At 71.0% G+C, this 16,810-nt stretch carries 12 protein-coding genes; 8 read left to right on the top strand and 4 right to left on the bottom strand.

The features are described from left to right. Positions 1-133: 133 nt before the first annotated feature. Positions 134-652, bottom strand: a complete 519-nt coding sequence (locus ACFXGX_RS11170) for a DUF4245 domain-containing protein (protein WP_384788076.1) — start codon at positions 650-652, stop codon at positions 134-136. A gap of 126 nt (positions 653-778) precedes the next feature. Between ACFXGX_RS11170 and glpX the strand changes: the two genes are divergently transcribed. Next, complete coding sequence (gene glpX, locus ACFXGX_RS11165) at positions 779-1,810, top strand: class II fructose-bisphosphatase (protein ID WP_326785733.1); 1,032 nt, start codon at positions 779-781, stop codon at positions 1,808-1,810. A 134-nt stretch (positions 1,811-1,944) separates the two neighbouring features. Here the strand turns inward: glpX and ACFXGX_RS11160 are convergent, their stop codons facing one another. Both ACFXGX_RS11160 and ACFXGX_RS11155 read right to left on the bottom strand, forming a co-directional pair. Then, positions 1,945-2,316 (bottom strand): WhiB family transcriptional regulator, encoded by a 372-nt coding sequence (locus ACFXGX_RS11160; protein ID WP_384788073.1) that lies wholly within the window; start codon positions 2,314-2,316, stop codon positions 1,945-1,947. Positions 2,317-2,512: 196 nt separating this feature from the next. Then, entirely contained in the window at positions 2,513-3,241 is a 729-nt protein-coding gene (locus tag ACFXGX_RS11155; protein ID WP_384788070.1) for a DUF1707 domain-containing protein, read from the bottom strand. Between the two features lie 250 nt (positions 3,242-3,491). Between ACFXGX_RS11155 and ACFXGX_RS11150 the strand changes: the two genes are divergently transcribed. The 4 genes from ACFXGX_RS11150 to ACFXGX_RS11135 all read left to right on the top strand — a co-directional run bounded on the left by ACFXGX_RS11150 (position 3,492) and on the right by ACFXGX_RS11135 (position 10,181). After that, positions 3,492-5,159 (top strand): fumarate hydratase, encoded by a 1,668-nt coding sequence (locus ACFXGX_RS11150; protein WP_384788067.1) that lies wholly within the window; start codon positions 3,492-3,494, stop codon positions 5,157-5,159. Positions 5,160-5,409: 250 nt separating this feature from the next. Beyond that, positions 5,410-6,813: a class II fumarate hydratase gene (locus ACFXGX_RS11145; RefSeq protein WP_384788064.1), complete on the top strand. Its 1,404-nt coding sequence runs from the start codon at positions 5,410-5,412 to the stop codon at positions 6,811-6,813. 115 nt (positions 6,814-6,928) lie between these two features. Then, positions 6,929-7,621 (top strand): DUF402 domain-containing protein, encoded by a 693-nt coding sequence (locus ACFXGX_RS11140; protein WP_384788061.1) that lies wholly within the window; start codon positions 6,929-6,931, stop codon positions 7,619-7,621. A 412-nt stretch (positions 7,622-8,033) separates the two neighbouring features. Next, on the top strand, positions 8,034-10,181 hold the full coding sequence (locus ACFXGX_RS11135) for a SpoIIE family protein phosphatase (RefSeq protein WP_384788058.1): 2,148 nt from the start codon (positions 8,034-8,036) through the stop codon (positions 10,179-10,181). A gap of 137 nt (positions 10,182-10,318) precedes the next feature. On the opposite strand, the gene ACFXGX_RS11130 is transcribed toward ACFXGX_RS11135, so the two are convergent. Continuing rightward, the gene (locus tag ACFXGX_RS11130; RefSeq protein WP_384788055.1) at positions 10,319-12,625 is read right to left on the bottom strand and encodes a transglycosylase domain-containing protein; all 2,307 of its coding nucleotides are present in this window, start codon (positions 12,623-12,625) and stop codon (positions 10,319-10,321) included. Between the two features lie 471 nt (positions 12,626-13,096). Between ACFXGX_RS11130 and ACFXGX_RS11125 the strand changes: the two genes are divergently transcribed. Genes ACFXGX_RS11125 through ACFXGX_RS11115 form a run of 3 tightly spaced genes read left to right on the top strand, consistent with a single transcriptional unit; the run spans position 13,097 to position 16,649 of the window. Continuing rightward, a complete protein-coding gene (locus ACFXGX_RS11125; protein ID WP_355760660.1) occupies positions 13,097-13,624 on the top strand; it encodes a PadR family transcriptional regulator in 528 nt (175 codons plus the stop codon). Further along, complete coding sequence (locus tag ACFXGX_RS11120; protein ID WP_384788051.1) at positions 13,621-14,319, top strand: ABC transporter ATP-binding protein; 699 nt, start codon at positions 13,621-13,623, stop codon at positions 14,317-14,319. The genes ACFXGX_RS11125 and ACFXGX_RS11120 overlap by 4 nt, the downstream gene beginning before the upstream one ends. Further along, positions 14,316-16,649, top strand: a complete 2,334-nt coding sequence (locus ACFXGX_RS11115; RefSeq protein WP_384788047.1) for an ABC transporter permease — start codon at positions 14,316-14,318, stop codon at positions 16,647-16,649. The genes ACFXGX_RS11120 and ACFXGX_RS11115 overlap by 4 nt, the downstream gene beginning before the upstream one ends. The last annotated feature ends 161 nt before the right edge of the window (positions 16,650-16,810 follow it).

Below are 16,810 nucleotides of genomic sequence, written 5' to 3'. Positions count from 1 at the left end.
CCCGCGCCCTCCCCCCCACCCCCACCCCCCCGCCCCCCCCGCCCCGCCCCCCCCCCGCGCCCCCGCCCCCCCGCCCCCCCCCGCCGGCCCCCCTTCTCCATGCTTTGAGGGGTTCTACGAGGCCGTACGGGCGCTACGAGGTCCGCAGGGCCTCCGCCAGCTTCACCAGCGTGCCGAACGACCCGGTGCCGGTCACCACCGTCGTGGAGCCCTTGCCCTCCAGGACCAGGGCGTCGTAGTGGTCGCCCTCGTAGTGCCGCCAGGTCCGGTCGCCGATGCGCTCGGTGGTCTTCGTCTGCCGCGCGCCCTGGCTCGCGGTGTCGATGAACACGGCCGGCCGCTGAGTGGACTGCTCGACCGCCACGTACTGACCGTCGGGGGCACGGAAGCCCAGATGCCAGGCGTCGAACTCACTGCCGTCGTACCGCACCGAGGTCGCCTTCCACGCCGACGGCAGACCCTCGGGCGCCGCCACGGGATAGCTCGCCGCGCGGCGAGCCGTCAGCAGCTCGACCTGGTAGTCGACCCGCTTGAGATCGGGCTCGGAGTCGTCATGCGGAATGAAGATGTAGATGACACCCGCCATGAGCGAGATGAGGCCCAGGGAAAGAATCATGTCCCGGACCGACTGCTTGCCTTTCATACCTGCCACGCGCCTATCGTCGCAGGTGCCCTGGCCTGCTCATCCGTGGGCCCCCCTGCTCATTTTGTAAGCCGGGCGATAGAGTCGGGGCCACACCCTCATCCGGCCGTCGTCGTATCAGAAAGGTGCGTGTCGATGACCGAACATCATCTGCCCTCCGAACTCGAAGTCCCGTCGGAAGCCCCCGACCGCAACCTCGCCCTCGAACTCGTCCGTGTCACCGAGGCCGCCGCGATGGCCGCGGGCCGCTGGGTGGGCCGCGGCGACAAGAACGGTGCCGACGGCGCCGCCGTCCGCGCCATGCGCACCCTCGTCTCCACCGTCTCGATGAACGGCGTCGTCGTCATCGGCGAGGGGGAGAAGGACGAGGCCCCGATGCTCTTCAACGGGGAGCGCGTGGGCGACGGGACCGGCCCCGAGTGCGACATCGCCGTCGACCCGATCGACGGAACCACGCTCACCGCCAAGGGCATGACGAACGCGATCGCCGTGCTCGCCGCCGCCGACCGCGGCACCATGTTCGACCCGTCCGCGGTCTTCTACATGGACAAGCTGGTCACCGGCCCCGAGGCCGCCGACTTCGTCGACATCAACGCGTCCGTGGCCGTGAACATCCGCCGGGTCGCCAAGGCTAAGCGGGTCACGCCCGAGGACGTCACGGTCGTCATCCTCGACCGCCCGCGCCACGACGGGATCATCAAGGAGATCCGGGAGACCGGCGCGCGCATCAAGCTGATCTCCGACGGCGACGTCGCGGGCTCCATCCTCGCGCTGCGCGAGGGCACGGGCATCGATCTGCTGCTCGGCATCGGCGGCACGCCCGAGGGCATCATCTCGGCCTGCGCCGTCAAGTGCCTCGGCGGCACCATCCAGGGCAAGCTGTGGCCGAAGGACGACGAGGAGCGGCAGCGGGCGATCGACGCCGGGCACGACCTCGACCGCGTCCTGACCACGAACGACCTGGTCTCCGGCGAGAACGTCTTCTTCGTCGCGACCGGGATCACCGACGGCGAGTTGCTGCGCGGAGTGCGCTACCGCTCCGAGACCGCGACGACCGAGTCGATCGTGATGCGCTCCAAGTCGGGCACGGTCCGCCAGATCCGGTCCGAGCACCGGCTGAGCAAGCTGCGTGCGTACAGCGCGATCGACTTCGACCGCGCCAAGTAGGACCACCGGCCCCACGGGCCGGGCGCCCACGAGGCGCGGAAGGGGCGCCCCTTGTGCGGAGGGGCGCCCCCTTTTCCGTGTCGGCGCCCAGGGCGTGCGACACGCCCTGGGGGACCCGGCCTTCCCGGGGTGGGTCAGCCGGCCGCGGCTATCGTGCCGTGGGCGGCCTTCTTCAGCTCCATCTCGCGGCGGCGGCGCCTGGCGAGCACGACGCGGCGCTCGGCGGCGGTCAGGCCGCCCCAGACGCCGTACGGCTCGGGTTGCAGCAACGCGTGTTCGCGGCACTCGACCATGACCGGACAGCGGGCGCAGACGCGCTTGGCCGCCTCCTCACGCGAGAGGCGTGAAGCGGTCGGCTCCTTGGAGGGGGCGAAGAACAGGCCGGCTTCGTCACGCCTGCACACCGCCTCGGTGTGCCATGGCGCTTCCTGATCCCTGTCCCGCACGGGCGCCCGCTGGGCCGGAACGGCAGCTACCTGCAGGGACTGATGCGGCGGTTGCAGCACGGTCTACTCCTGACGACGGCTTCGCGAGCGTGCCGGGCGCCGGGGAAGTTCCACAGCGCCCTCCAAGAGACGATGCAGCAAGCCCTACCCGCTGTGCGCGCGCCTATGCACTGCGTACCGAAGCCCGGCCGTTCTCACGCGTGATCGATCGTCCGCCGCGGACCGGCCGCATCCGCCGCCCGCATATTCACGAGCGTCAACGGTCGAGATGCTTGCGCAAACTCCGGTCCAGCCGGTCCGCCACGCGCTCGTTCACCCGGCTGGTGACCCGGTCGAGGATGTCCGCGATGAGCTTGCCGCGCCTGGGCCGCGCCTCGACGTTCCCCAGGACGGCGAGGCCGTCGACGTAGACCACGGGCGCGTCGGGGTCGCCCGAGTCCAGCGTGTCCACCTCGAAGTTGCCGAGCACGCCGCCGCCGCTGCCGCGCAGCGAGACGTTCTCCGGCACGAAGATCTCGACGTTGCCGAACACCGAGATCGCCTTGATCACGACCTGCTGGTACTCGAAGATCGCCTCGCTCAGGTCGATCTCGACGTTGCCGAACACCGAGTACGCGTGGATGCGCCGGCCCGCCCGCCAGCGGCCCTTGCGGACGGCGGAGCTGAAGACCGCCACCACGTTCTCGTCGGCCTCCGCCGGGATCGCGCCCTGGGTGGGGCGGTTCGGCGCCGAGGTGTACGCGGAGGCCGCGCGGCCCGTGTGGGCGGCGGGCAGGTCACGGACGAACTGGTCGAGTTCGCCGACCGTCTTGGTGGCCAGCACGCCCTCGACGCGCTCGGCATGCTCCTCCGCGGTCAGGCGCCCCTCGGCGACGGCCTCGCGCAGGATGTCGGTGATCCGGTCGCGGTCGGCGTCCGAGGCACGCAGCTCGGCCGGCTTCGCCGCCGTGGCGGCACTCGCGTCGGGGCTCTTTTGAAGGTCCACGGCGACAGCGTACCCAAACGCGATAGATCGCGACTACCCCTCGCGCGCCGCCCGCGGGAAACCCGTCCTCCCCCGGAACCGACGGTCCGGTGTCCGAACTGAGCCTTACCTCACAGCCTCGGCGTCCGTCTCAGGTTCTACGCTGGTGGACGCTGCCGATGACGGCCGGCCTCAGGCGAGTGAGCCGAAGGGGTGCGCCCGAGGCGACCGAGCCCCGAAAAAGCTGACTGTCGAGTGAGGAATAGGCGAGATGCCTGAGTTCGCGTACACCGATCTGCTCCCCCAGGGAGAGGACACCACCCCGTACCGGCTGGTGACCTCCGAGGGTGTCTCCACCTTCGAGGCCGACGGGCGCACATTCCTCAAGGTGGACCCGGAGGCGCTGCGCAAGCTCGCCACGGAGGCCATCCACGACATCCAGCACTACCTGCGCCCGGCGCACCTCTCCCAGCTCCGTCGCATCATCGACGACCCGGAGGCCTCGGCGAACGACAAGTTCGTCGCCCTGGACCTGCTGAAGAACGCGAACATCGCGGCCGCGGGCGTCCTGCCCATGTGCCAGGACACCGGCACCGCGATCGTCATGGGCAAGCGCGGCCAGAACGTGCTCACCGAGGGCGGCGACGAGGCGGCCCTCTCGCGCGGCATCTACGACGCGTACAAGAACCTGAACCTGCGCTATTCGCAGATGGCCCCGCTGACCATGTGGGACGAGAAGAACACGGGCTCGAACCTGCCGGCGCAGATCGAGCTGTACGCCACCGACGGCGGCGCCTACAAGTTCCTGTTCATGGCCAAGGGCGGCGGCTCGGCCAACAAGTCGTTCCTCTACCAGGAGACGAAGGCGGTCCTCAACGAGGGCTCCATGATGAAGTTCCTGGAGGAGAAGATCCGCTCGCTGGGGACGGCCGCGTGCCCGCCGTACCACCTGGCGATCGTCGTCGGCGGCACGAGCGCCGAGTACGCGCTGAAGACCGCGAAGTACGCCTCCGCGCACTACCTGGACGAGATCCCGTCGGAGGGCTCCGAGCTCGGCCACGGCTTCCGGGACAAGGAGCTGGAGGAGAAGGTCTTCGAGCTGACCCAGAAGATCGGCATCGGCGCGCAGTTCGGCGGCAAGTACTTCTGCCACGACGTACGGGTGGTGCGCCTGCCCCGCCACGGCGCGTCCTGCCCGGTCGCGATCGCGGTGTCCTGCTCGGCCGACCGCCAGGCCGTCGCGAAGATCACCGCCGAGGGCGTGTTCCTTGAGCAGCTGGAGACCGACCCGGCGCGCTTCCTGCCGGAGACCACGGACGAGCACCTGGAGCAGGACGGCGACGTCGTCCGGATCGACCTGAACCAGCCGATGGAGTCGATCCTCGCGGAGCTCTCCAAGTACCCGGTCAAGACCCGTCTCTCGCTCTCCGGCCCGCTCGTCGTGGCGCGCGACATCGCGCACGCCAAGATCAAGGAGCGGCTGGACGCGGGCGAGGAGATGCCGCAGTACCTGAAGGACCACCCGGTGTACTACGCGGGCCCGGCCAAGACGCCCGCGGGCTACGCGTCCGGCTCCTTCGGCCCGACCACGGCCGGCCGCATGGACTCCTACGTCGAGCAGTTCCAGGCGGCGGGCGGCTCCAAGGTGATGCTCGCCAAGGGCAACCGCAGCAAGCAGGTCACCGACGCGTGCGACGCGCACGGCGGGTTCTACCTCGGCTCCATCGGCGGACCGGCCGCCCGTCTGGCCCAGGACTGCATCAAGAAGGTCGAGGTCGTCGAGTACGAGGAGCTCGGCATGGAGGCCGTCTGGAAGATCGAGGTCGAGGACTTCCCGGCCTTCGTCGTCGTCGACGACAAGGGCAACGACTTCTTCCAGGACCCCGCCCCCGCCCCGACCTTCACCACGATCCCGGTGCGCGGCCCCGGACTGGCGTAGTGCGCGCCCGTACGGCGTCCGCCTCGCGGGGTGACGCCGTACGGGTGACACGCGCGTGACGCCGCAAAAGCGGGGAACGGCCGTCGACGAGGCGGCCGTTCGTGCGTTCCGGCCCGTCCCCCGTCGTGCGTCACGGCCGCTCCCGCGGCCGTCCGTGCGGCACGGCCGCTCCCGCACACCCGCCCCTCGCGCGCGCCGGGCGGGAACACCGGCGGGCTCCGGGATGCTGTCTCCCATGGAGGTGTCACCAATGGCGGATGGCCAGGGCGAAGGCGCGTACCGGATCGAGCACGACTCCATGGGGGAGGTGCGGGTACCGGCGGAGGCGAAGTGGCGGGCGCAGACACAGCGCGCCGTGGAGAACTTCCCCATCTCGGGGCAGCACCTGGAGCGCGCGCACATCGAGGCGCTCGCCCGGATCAAGGGGGCCGCCGCGAAGGTGAACGGCGAGCTGGGCGTGATCGGCGCGGATATCGCCGAGGCGATCCAGGGGGCGGCGGCGGAGGTCGCCGAGGGGCGCTGGGACGCGCACTTCCCGGTCGACGTCTTCCAGACCGGCTCGGGCACCTCCTCCAACATGAACGCCAACGAGGTGATCGCCACGCTCGCCGGAGAGAGGCTGGGCAAGGACGTCCACCCCAATGACGACGTGAACGCCTCGCAGTCGAGCAACGACGTGTTCCCGTCCTCCATCCACATCGCCGCGACCGCCGCCGTCACCCGCGATCTCGTGCCCGCGCTGGAACATCTGGGCGCCTCGCTGGAGCGCAAGGCGCGGGAGTTCGCCGATGTCGTGAAGTCGGGGCGCACGCATCTCATGGACGCGACGCCGGTGACACTCGGCCAGGAGTTCGGGGGGTACGCGGCCCAGGTGCGGTACGGGGTCGAGCGGCTGGAGTCCTCGCTGCCGCGGCTGGCCGAACTGCCGCTCGGGGGAACGGCCGTGGGGACGGGGATCAACACCCCGCCCGGGTTCTCCGCCGCGGTGATCGCGGAGGTGGCGCGGGCGACCGGGCTGCCGCTGACGGAGGCCCGCGACCACTTCGAGGCGCAGGGGGCGCGCGACGGGATCGTGGAGACGAGCGGTCAGCTGCGGACCATCGCCGTCGGACTGACGAAGATCGCGAACGATCTGCGGTGGATGGCCTCCGGGCCGCGCACCGGACTGGCCGAGATCAGCCTCCCGGATCTCCAGCCCGGCTCCTCGATCATGCCGGGCAAGGTGAACCCGGTGATTCCCGAGGCGGTGCTGATGGTCGCCGCGCAGGTCACGGGGAACGACGCGACCGTCGCCGCCGCGGGCGCGGCCGGGAACTTCGAGCTGAACGTGATGCTGCCGGTGATCGCGAAGAACGTGCTGGAGTCGGTCCGGCTGCTCGCGAACGTCTCGCGGCTGCTGGCCGACCGCACGGTCGACGGGATCGTCGCGCACCGCGAGCGGGCCCGGGAGTACGCGGAGTCGTCGCCGTCCGTGGTGACGCCGCTGAACAGGTACATCGGGTACGAGGAGGCCGCCAAGGTCGCGAAGAAGGCGCTGGCGGAGCGCAAGACGATCCGCCGGGTGGTGCTGGAATCGGGGTACGTGGAGCGCGGGGACCTGACCGAGGAACAGTTGGACGAGGCCCTGGATGTCCTGCGGATGACACACCCGTAACAGCGCGGGCTCGTGGAGAAACGCCTGATGACGTCTCCGTAACAGCGCGTTCCCGATGGCGTGAACCGTGACGATCGCCGCAGCGTCGTATGCCTGGGGCACCTAATATCTGGTCATGGCAGAGGGTGGAGCGGTGAGACGAGCGGAAGCGGACGGGCCGGCGGCGTACTGGGAGCCCGGGCACACGATCCTGTGGCGGTACCGGGAGAACGGCGGCGACAGCGTCCACATCTGCCGTCCCGTGACGGTCGTACGTGACGACGCCGACCTGCTCGCGGTGTGGATGGCGCCGGGCACGGAATGCGTGAAGCCCGTGCTCGCCGACGGCTCGCCGGTGCATGGGGAACCGCTGGAGTCGCGCTACACGAAGCCTCGCGCGGTGGGGCGCGGCCGCTGGTCCGGGACCGGTGTGCTGAAGCTGGCGCGGCCGGGCGAGGCCTGGTCGGTGTGGCTGTTCTGGGAACAGGGCTGGCGTTTCAAGAACTGGTACGTGAATCTGGAGGCCCCACTGACCCGTTGGGCGGGCGGAGTGGACTCCGAGGACCACTTCCTCGACATCTCGGTCCACCCGGACCGCAGTTGGTGCTGGCTCGACGAGGACGAATTCGCCATGGCGCAGCGGGCCGGTCTGATGGATGCTCAACTGGCTGCACAGGTAAGGGAAGCGGGGTGGTCGGCGGTGGAGGTGATCCGTGCCTGGGGCGCGCCGTTCTCGGACGGATGGCAGCACTGGAGGCCGGATCCGGGCTGGCCGGTTCCCGCTCTGCCGGATGACTGGGACCGTACGCCCGCGCACGTGTCCTCATGAGACCCTTGATGCGCCCCCGTGGTACAACCGTAGGATCGTCTTCCGCAAGGGCACACGGCAGCGACAACTCCCGCAGGATGAGCCGGGCTTGACCATATGTCACCGAGGGGCGGCAAGACGTGAGCGAGGGGTACGAGGCGTACGGCGGCGTGGCCGGCCAGAGACCGGTCGCACCGCGCGGGCTCGCCACGACGGTCGCACGGGCCGGGGCTTCGGTCTCCGCCCCGCTGCCGGCACGGGCCGTTTTCGGCCGTGGGCGAGCCGTACCGTGCCGGGCGGCGGCCGTTCGCGCCGTCGGTCCCGGCCCTGACGACACGCAGAATCCGTTCCTGGGGCACACATTCCGGGTATCGGGGCTGCGGGAAGAACTGTGCGCACGGCGCGCAGCCCCGGACGGATGGACTCGACACGCGTGACGGAGCACCCCACCTCGCACGAGCGCCGGCAGAGCGGCGCGCCCGCCCCCGCGGACCCTCGCGGGGCGCTCCTGCGTACCTCGGAGCCGCCGTCCGAGCTCCCGGGTTCCGGCGCGTTACCGGTACAGGCCCGCACAGGTGACGCACCGAGGGCTTCGGGTGCGTCGAAGCCGCGCGGCAAGCGCGGCAAGGCCGGCGGTCAGGTGCCCGGCCCCGGCATGTCCGCGTCCTCGGGCACGGACGTGCCCTCGCCGGCCCCTTCCGGGTCCGGCTCCGAGCACTCGCAGCCCTCGGTGACCGAGCCCGACACCCACCGCCCCCGGCCCGCGCCGGAGGGCATTCCGATCCAGCCGGACGCCGAGCAGGGCCGGGTCTCGCGGGCTGCCTCCGGCGGCAAGGAGCGCCGTAGTGGGCAGGGCGTGCCCACGGGCGGCCCGATGCCGATGCGGCGGGACGGGGACCGGCTGCGCTTCGTGGGCGCCGCGACCCGGCGGATCGCCCGGGGCATCGACCTCGACGAGATCGTGATGGGGCTGTGCCGGGCGACCGTGCCGACCTTCTCCGACGCGATCCTCGTCTATCTGCGCGACCCGCTGCCGGTCGGTGACGAGCGGCCGACGGGGCCTCTTGTGCTGCGGCTGCGGCGCACGGACCGGATTCCCGAGGAGCGGGACACCGAGAGCGGTTTCCTGCCCGCGCTGCGTCCGGAGCCCAGCGAGCTGTCGGCGATGACGGCCGAGCTGTGCGAGGTGCGTCCCGGCGGGGCGCTCGCCGAGGTGCTGCGCGGCGTGCGGCCGGTGTTCGCGGACGCGCCCGCCGCCCGGGCCGCGCTGCCCGAGCTGCTCGGCGACGATCTGCCGGTGCCGAGCGGTCAGCGCGCGATCCTCGCCCCGCTGCGCGGCCGGCGCCGGGTGATCGGGGCGGCGCTGTTCCTGCGCCGGCCGGAGCGGCTCGCCTTCGAGGCGGACGATCTGCTGGTCGCGGCGCAGCTCGCCACGCACAGCGCGCTCGGCATCGACAAGGCGGTGCTGTACGGCCGTGAGGCGTACATCGCCGACGAGCTGCAGCGCACGATGCTGCCCGAGACGCTGCCGCGGCCCACGGGGGTGCGGCTCGCGTCCCGCTATCTGCCGGCCGCGGAGACGGCCCGGGTGGGCGGCGACTGGTACGACGCGATCCCGCTGCCCGGCAGCCGGGTCGCGCTGGTCGTCGGTGACGTGATGGGCCACTCCATGACGTCGGCGGCGATCATGGGCCAGCTCCGGACGACGGCGCAGACCCTCGCGGGGCTCGATCTGCCGCCGCAGGAGGTGCTGCACCATCTCGACGAACAGGCGCAGCGCCTCGGCACCGACCGTATGGCGACCTGTCTGTACGCCGTCTACGACCCGGTGTCGCACCGGATCACGATCGCCAACGCGGGCCATCCGCCGCCGGTGCTGCTGCATCTGGGCGGTCGGGCCGAGGTGCTGCGGGTGCCGCCGGGCGCCCCCATCGGCGTGGGCGGAGTCGATTTCGAGGCGGTGGAGCTGGACGCGCCGGCCGGGGCGACGCTCCTGCTGTACACGGACGGTCTGGTCGAGTCGCGGCTCCGCGACGTCTGGACGGGCATAGAGCAGCTTCGGGAGAAGCTCGCGGCGGTCGCCGCGCTGACCGGGCCGGATCATCCGCCGCCGCTGGAAGCGCTGTGCGACGAGGTGCTCGACATGCTCGGCCCGGGCGACCGGGACGACGACATCGCGCTGCTCGCCGCGCGGTTCGACGGGATCGCGCCGAGCGATGTCGCGTACTGGTTCCTTGAGCCGGAGGACGCGGCGCCCGGCCGCGCCCGGCGCCTGGCCCGCCGGGCGCTGGCCCGCTGGGGTATGGAGGACATGACCGATTCCGTGGAGCTGCTGGTCAGCGAGGTCGTGACGAACGCGGTGCGGTACGCGTCGCGGCCGGTGACGCTGCGGCTGCTGCGGACGGACGTCCTGCGCTGCGAGGTCGGTGACGACGTGCCCCAGCTTCCGCGGCTGCGGCAGGCGCGGGCCACGGACGAGGGCGGTCGCGGGCTGTTCCTGGTGAACCGGCTGGCGCGGCGGTGGGGGGCGACCCGGCTGAGCACGGGAAAGGTCGTCTGGTTCGAGTTGAACCGGGGTTAGCCGGAGGGCCGGTCCCCGCACGAGGGGACCGGCCTCCTACGCGTCCATGCACCCCGATGACGGGCCGTCGACCGCGGAGCACAGCAGAAGGGCACCCGGAGATCCGGGGGCCCTTCTGGCGTGTGTGCGCCGGCGCGCTACTGGCTCGTCTGGCCGAACGGATTGTCGAGGACGTCATCGGTGGGCGAACTCGTCGGTGTGGACGGGGCTGTCGTCGTCGGCTCGGACGTCGTCGGCTCGTCCGTGGGGCTCGGCGGGCTGCTCGTGGTGGGCGGCTCCGTCGAGGGCTCCTCGGTCGTCGGGGTCGACGACGGCGTGCTGGACGGCGTCCGGGTGGCGGTGGGCAGGTCGGTCGGTGCCACGGCCGCGCCCGAGGTGGTGTTCAGGTCGAACTCGGTGACCTTCCCCGCCATCGCCTCGAACGTGTAGGCCGCCCAGATCTTCGCCGGGAAACCACCACCGTTGACGCGCGGCACGCCACCCGCCCCGTACAGCGGGACATGGGCGTGGCTCTTCGGGTCCTCGCCGAACAGCAGGACCGAGGTCACCAGCTTCGGCGTGTAGCCGGTGAACCAGGCGGACTTGTTCTTGTCCGACGTACCCGTCTTACCTGCGACCTGCTGGCCGTCGCGGGCCGGGTTGTTCGCCACGGACTCCTTGGCCGTACCGTCGTCGACCACGCCGGTCAGCACCGAGGTGACCGTGTCGGCGGCCTCCTCGTCGATGACCTGCTCGCCGATCGGGTCCGGCATCTCGACCGTGGTGTCCTTGTGCTCGACCTTGGCGACGAGAGCCGGGGCGACCTTCTTGCCGTGGTTGTCGAGCGTCGCGTAGGCGCCCGCCATCTCCAGCGGGCTCGCGCCCATGGAGCCGAGGGTCTGCGCGGGCACCGCCTGGAGGTCCTTGGTGCTCATGCCGAGCTGGCCCGCGACCTTCAGCACCTTGTCCATGCCGACGTCGACGCCCATCTGCGCGAAGACGGAGTTGATGGACTTGTTCATCGCCGTCTGCACGGTGACGGGGCCGTAGCTGGCCTCGTCCTCGTTCGGCGGAGCGAAGCCGATGTCGCTGCCGACGACGGGACGGCGGTTGGTTCCGTCGTAGATCGTGTTCGCGGTGATCGGCTGCCCGGAACGCGTCTTGGCCTGCTGGTCGAGGGCGGCCGCGAGGATCATCGGCTTGAACGTCGACGCGGCCTGGTAGTCGTGGCGTGTCGCGTTGTTGATGTAGTGCTTGAAGTAGTCCGCGCCGCCGTACATCGCGAGGATCTTGCCGGTCTTCGGGTCGACCGACACGGCACCGGCCTGGACGTTGGCGTCGACCTTGCGCTTCTTCGGGTCCAGCTTGCTGGTGAGTTGCTGCTTGACGCTCTTCTCCAGCAGCGTCTGCTTGGTCTTGTCGACGTTGAGCGTGATGGTCCAGCCGCCCGCGGTGAGCAGGGCCTTGGCGTCGTCCAGGTCCTCGGCGGTGCCCTGGGCGACAAGCTGCTTGGCCACCTCGTTGTTGGCCGCCTCCACCAGATAGCCGGTCTGGCCCTCCATGCCCGGCGCGCCCTTGGGTTCCTTGGGGACCGGGAACTTCATGCCGGCGCGCTTGCCCGCGTCGAGCCAGTGCATCTCGACCATGTTGTCGAGGGTGTAGTTCCAGCGGGCCTCGACGAGCCTCTTGCCGGTCTTCGAGGCGACCGCCCAGTCGTACTGGCTCGGGGCCTGGAGCAGCGAGGCGAGGTAGGCGCCCTGCCCGACCGAGAGGTCCTCGGCGTCGACGCGGTAGTAGGCCTGCGCCGCGGCCTGGATGCCGTACGCGTTGCGGCCGTAGTAGCTGGTGTTGATGTAGCCCGCGAGAATGTCGTCCTTGGACTTCTTGCGGTCCACCTTCAGCGAGATGACCATTTCCTTCAGCTTGCGCGTGACGGTCTGGTCCTGGCTGAGGTAGTAGTTCTTGACGTACTGCTGGGTGATCGTCGAACCACCCTGCTTGCCCTTGCCGGACAGGGTGTTGATCAGACCTCGGGCGGTGCCCTTGAGGTCGATGCCCGAGTCGCCGTAGAAGGTCTTGTTCTCGGCGGCGACGAACGTCTTCTGGACGCTCTTGGGCACCTTGTCCAGGTCGACTATCTCGCGGTTGACCTTGCCGCTGCGCCCGAGCATCGAGCCGTCGCTGTACTTGTAGATGTTGCTCTGGCGCTTCGCGGCCGCGTTGCCCTCGGGCACCGACACGACCATGTAGAGCACGATGAAGCCGCCCATGCCGAGCAGGCAGAAGCCGAAGAACGTCCCGAGGAGCGTCTTCCAGTTCACGAACCGCCGTATGCCGGTGCGGCGGGGCTTGCCACCCGCCTTCGCCCCCGGCACGGCGCCCGCGGACTCGTGTCCGGACGAGCGCTGGGGCGCCGCGCGGCGGCCCTGCGCCTGCCGCGCTCGTCTCTCTTCAGCTCGTCCCATGGGTCGATCCGCTCCGCTTCATTCTCGTGTGGCACACAAGTTCGCCGGTCAGGTCAGCTCAGCAAGCTAACACCGCGCGCTATGACAAAGGGGCGCCGATCCGGCCTTTTCCGGACGTGACAATCAGCACGCCCATGGGCACCGCCTCACTGAATCCGACGTGCGAAAGGGCCGGAAGGTTGCCGGGACGGGAGAAAGTGAGACGACGAACAGCGGGCGTCCGGCGCGCGGACCGGGTCCCCGCCGGGCCGCGCGCTCCCGGGTCGCGGGAGGGCGGGCGCCCGGGGGCACGGGGCGCCGTCCCGCGTGCGGGAGAGCGCACGGGGCGGGAGCGGGAAGGAGCGGCCGACGGTTCCAGAACCGTGACAATCGGCCGTGACCAGGGGGTTCCCCGCGCCTGACCCCTCTCTCACGCGACCTATACGCGATGCGTATACACGTGGTGTATACGCCGTGTGTAGAGTGCTCGGCATGTCCATCGGTCACACCCTTCTAGGGCTCCTGGAGTCCGGGCCGCGCCACGGTTACGACCTGAAGCGGGCCTTCGACGAGAAATTCGGTCACGACCGGCCTCTGCACTACGGCCAGGTCTACTCGACGATGTCACGGCTGCTGAAGAACGGGCTCGTCGAAATCGACGGGATCGAGGCGGGCGACGGGCCCGAGCGCAAGCGGTACGCGATCACCGAGGCCGGCGTCACCGACGTGCAGCGCTGGCTCGCGACGCCGGAGACGCCCGAGCCGTACCTCCAGTCGACCCTGTACACGAAGGTCGTCCTCGCCCTGCTGACCCACCGCGACGCGAGCGAGCTCCTCGACACCCAGCGCTCGGAGCATCTGCGGATGATGCGCATGCTGACCGAGCGCAAGCGCAAGGGCGACCTGGCCGACCAGCTCATCTGCGACCACGCCCTCTTCCATCTGGAGGCCGATCTGCGATGGCTGGAACTGACGGCCGCGCGCCTCGACAGGCTCGCCGAGGCGGTGACGGCCCGATGACCACGGCCGCCCCTCCCCCCGGCTCCCTGCTCACCGCCTCGGAGCTGCGCAAGACCTACGGCCCGACCACCGCGCTGGACGGTGCCGGCTTCTCCATCCACCCCGGCGAGGTCGTCGCCGTGATGGGCCCCTCCGGCTCCGGCAAGTCCACCCTGCTCCACTGCCTCGCCGGCATCGTCCCGCCCGACTCCGGCTCGATCACGTACGACGGCCGCGAGATGGCGACGATGAACGACGCCCAGCGCAGTGCGCTGCGCCGCTCCGAGTTCGGGTTCGTCTTCCAGTTCGGCCAGCTCGTACCGGAGCTGAGCTGTGTCGAGAACGTCGCGCTGCCGCTGCGGCTGAACGGCACGGGCCGCAAGGAGGCCGAGCGCACCGCGCTGTCCTGGATGGAACGCCTGGAGGTCGACGACCTCAAGGACAAGCGGCCCGGCGAGGTCTCCGGCGGACAGGGCCAGCGCGTGGCCGTCGCCCGTTCGCTGGTCACCAGCCCCCGGGTGCTGTTCGCCGACGAGCCGACGGGCGCGCTCGACTCCCTCAACGGCGAGCGCGTGATGGAGCTGCTGACGGACGCGGCCCGTTCGACGAACGCCGCCGTCGTGCTCGTCACGCACGAGGCGCGCGTGGCCGCCTACTCGGACCGCGAGGTCGTCGTACGCGACGGCAGGTCCAGGGACATGGAGCGGATCGTATGAGTGCCCGCCAGTGGACCCGCGACCTCGCCATGGGCGCCAGGTTCGCGGTGACCGGGGGCCGCGAGGCCTGGGTGCGGGTCCTGCTGACGGCCGTCGGAGTCGGGCTCGGGGTGGCGCTGCTGCTGCTCACCACCGCGCTGCCGAGCGCGCTGGCCTCCCGGCACGACCGGGAGAGCGCCCGCAGCGACATCACGTACAGCGCGACGGTCAAGAAGAAGTCGGACCGCACGCTGATCGTCGCGCACACGGACACCACCTTCCGCGACGAGGACGTACGGGGCCGGCTGGTCCGGCCCGAGGGCTCCCGGGCCCCGCTACCGCCGGGCGTGTCCGCGTTCCCCGCGCCCGGCGACATGGTCGTGTCGCCCGCTCTCGGCCGGCTGCTGAAGTCCCCGGACGGCAGGCTGCTGCGCGAGCGTCTGGGATACCGCGTCACCGGCACGATCGCCGACGCCGGGCTGGTCGGTCCGCACGAGCTCGCCTACTACGCGGGCTCGAAGAGCCTGCCCGCGTCCGGTGTCGGCACCGGCCGGGTCGAGCGCATCGACACGTTCGGCTCCCCGGGACAGTCCGAGGCCATGGACCCCGTCCTGGTGCTGCTCGTCCTGATCGTCTTCGTCGTACTGCTCATGCCGGTCGGCGTGTTCATCGCCGCCGCCGTCCGGTTCGGCGGCGAGCGGCGCGACCGGCGGCTCGCGGCGCTGCGGCTGGTCGGCGCGGACGGGCGGATGACCCGGCGGATCGCGGCCGGCGAGGCGCTGGCCGGAGCGCTGCTCGGGCTGGTCCTCGGCGCGGGATTCTTCCTGGCCGGACGTCAGATCGCCGGACTGATCATGGTCTTCAGGATCAGCGTCTTCCCGGCCGACCTCGATCCGTCGCCCGCGCTGGTGGCGCTGGTGGCCGTCGCGGTCCCGTCCGCCGCGGTCGCGGTGACGCTCCTCGCGCTGCGCGGTGTCGTCATCGAGCCGCTCGGCGTGGTGCGCACCGCGCGGCCCTCGCGGCGCCGGCTGTGGTGGCGGCTGCTGCTGCCGCTGGGCGGTCTCGCGATGCTCTACCCGATGATCGGGCAGGGGCGGTCCAACGGGAACTTCAACCAGTACCTCGTCATCGGCGGCGTCCTGCTGCTGCTGGTCGGCATCACCGCGCTGCTGCCCTGGGTGGTCGAGGCGGTCGTCGCCCGGCTGAACTCCGGCGGCGTTGCCTGGCAACTGGCCATCCGCAGGCTTCAGTTGAGCAGCGGCTCGGCGGCCCGGCTGGTCAACGGCATCGCGGTGGCGGTGGCCGGCGCGATAGCCCTGCAGATGCTGTTCGCCGGGGTCGACGACGACTACACGAAGATCAGCAAGGAAGACCTCACCCGGGCCCAGATGTCCGTCGCCGTGCCGGACGGGGTCTCGTCGGCCCGGGCGGTCCGGCACCTGTCCGGGACGAAGGGCGTCACCCACCTGACCGCTCTGGCGCGGACCGACGTGGGCGACGGGCGCGACGAGCCGGAGAACTCGACGACGGCGACGGTCGGCGACTGCGCGGCGCTGCGGGAGACGGCCGTGCTGCCCTCCTGCCGGGACGGTGACATCTTCGCCGTCGAGAACGCCTCGTGGGACACCAGCACGGCGAAACTCGACAAGGCCGGCACCAGGCTCTGGTTCGACCCGTCCTACGGCTCCTCCAGCAAGGGCGAGGAGATCGGCTGGACGGTGCCGAAGGGGGTCAAGCCGGCCGGTCTGCGCAAGGACCCGTCGGGCAGCGAACTCGGCGGCTTCCTCTTCACACCCGGCGCGCTGCCCGGGCGGGCCGCGTCCGTCACGCACACGACGGTCTACGTCCAGCTCGACGAGTCGGTGCCGGATGCCATCGAACTGGTCCGCAACAGCGCCGCGAGGATCGGCCCCCTGGCCGACGCCACCGTCTGGACGGCGACGACCCAGTCCCAGAAGTTCACGTCCATCCGCACGGGCCTGTCCGTCGGCGCCGCCTGCGTCCTCGTGCTGATCGGCGCGAGCCTGCTGATCTCCCAGCTCGAACAGCTCCGCGAGCGCAAGAAGCTGCTGTCGGCGCTGGTCGCCTTCGGCACCCGGCGCCGCACCCTGAGCATGTCGGTGCTGTGGCAGACCGCGATCCCGATCGCGCTGGGGCTCGGGCTCGCGGCCGTCGTGGGGCTCACCCTCGGCACGGTCCTGCTCAAGATGACGGGGACCTCGGTGAGCGTGGACTGGGCGAGTGTGCTGTCGATGACCGGTATCGGCGCGGGTGTCGTGCTCCTGGTGACCCTGCTCAGCCTGCCGCCGCTGATCCGGCTGATGCGGCCGGACGGACTGCGCACGGAGTAGGACCGCGGACGGACACGGACACGGGCACGGCGGGACACCGTCCGCGCCCCGGGTGCCGTCGCGGGGGGGGGGGGCGCGCGACCGGGGGGGGGAGAGGGGGGGGGGGGAGAGGTTGGAGATGGAGAAACAGAGGGGCTGGGGGGGGAGACGGAGGGGAGGGG

It is taken from the genome of Streptomyces sp. NPDC059371 (genome assembly GCF_042751995.1).
Taxonomy (GTDB): Bacteria; Actinomycetota; Actinomycetes; order Streptomycetales; family Streptomycetaceae; genus Streptomyces.
Note: the sequence above shows the minus strand (reverse complement) of the source record. Positions and strands in the feature narration are given on the sequence as shown.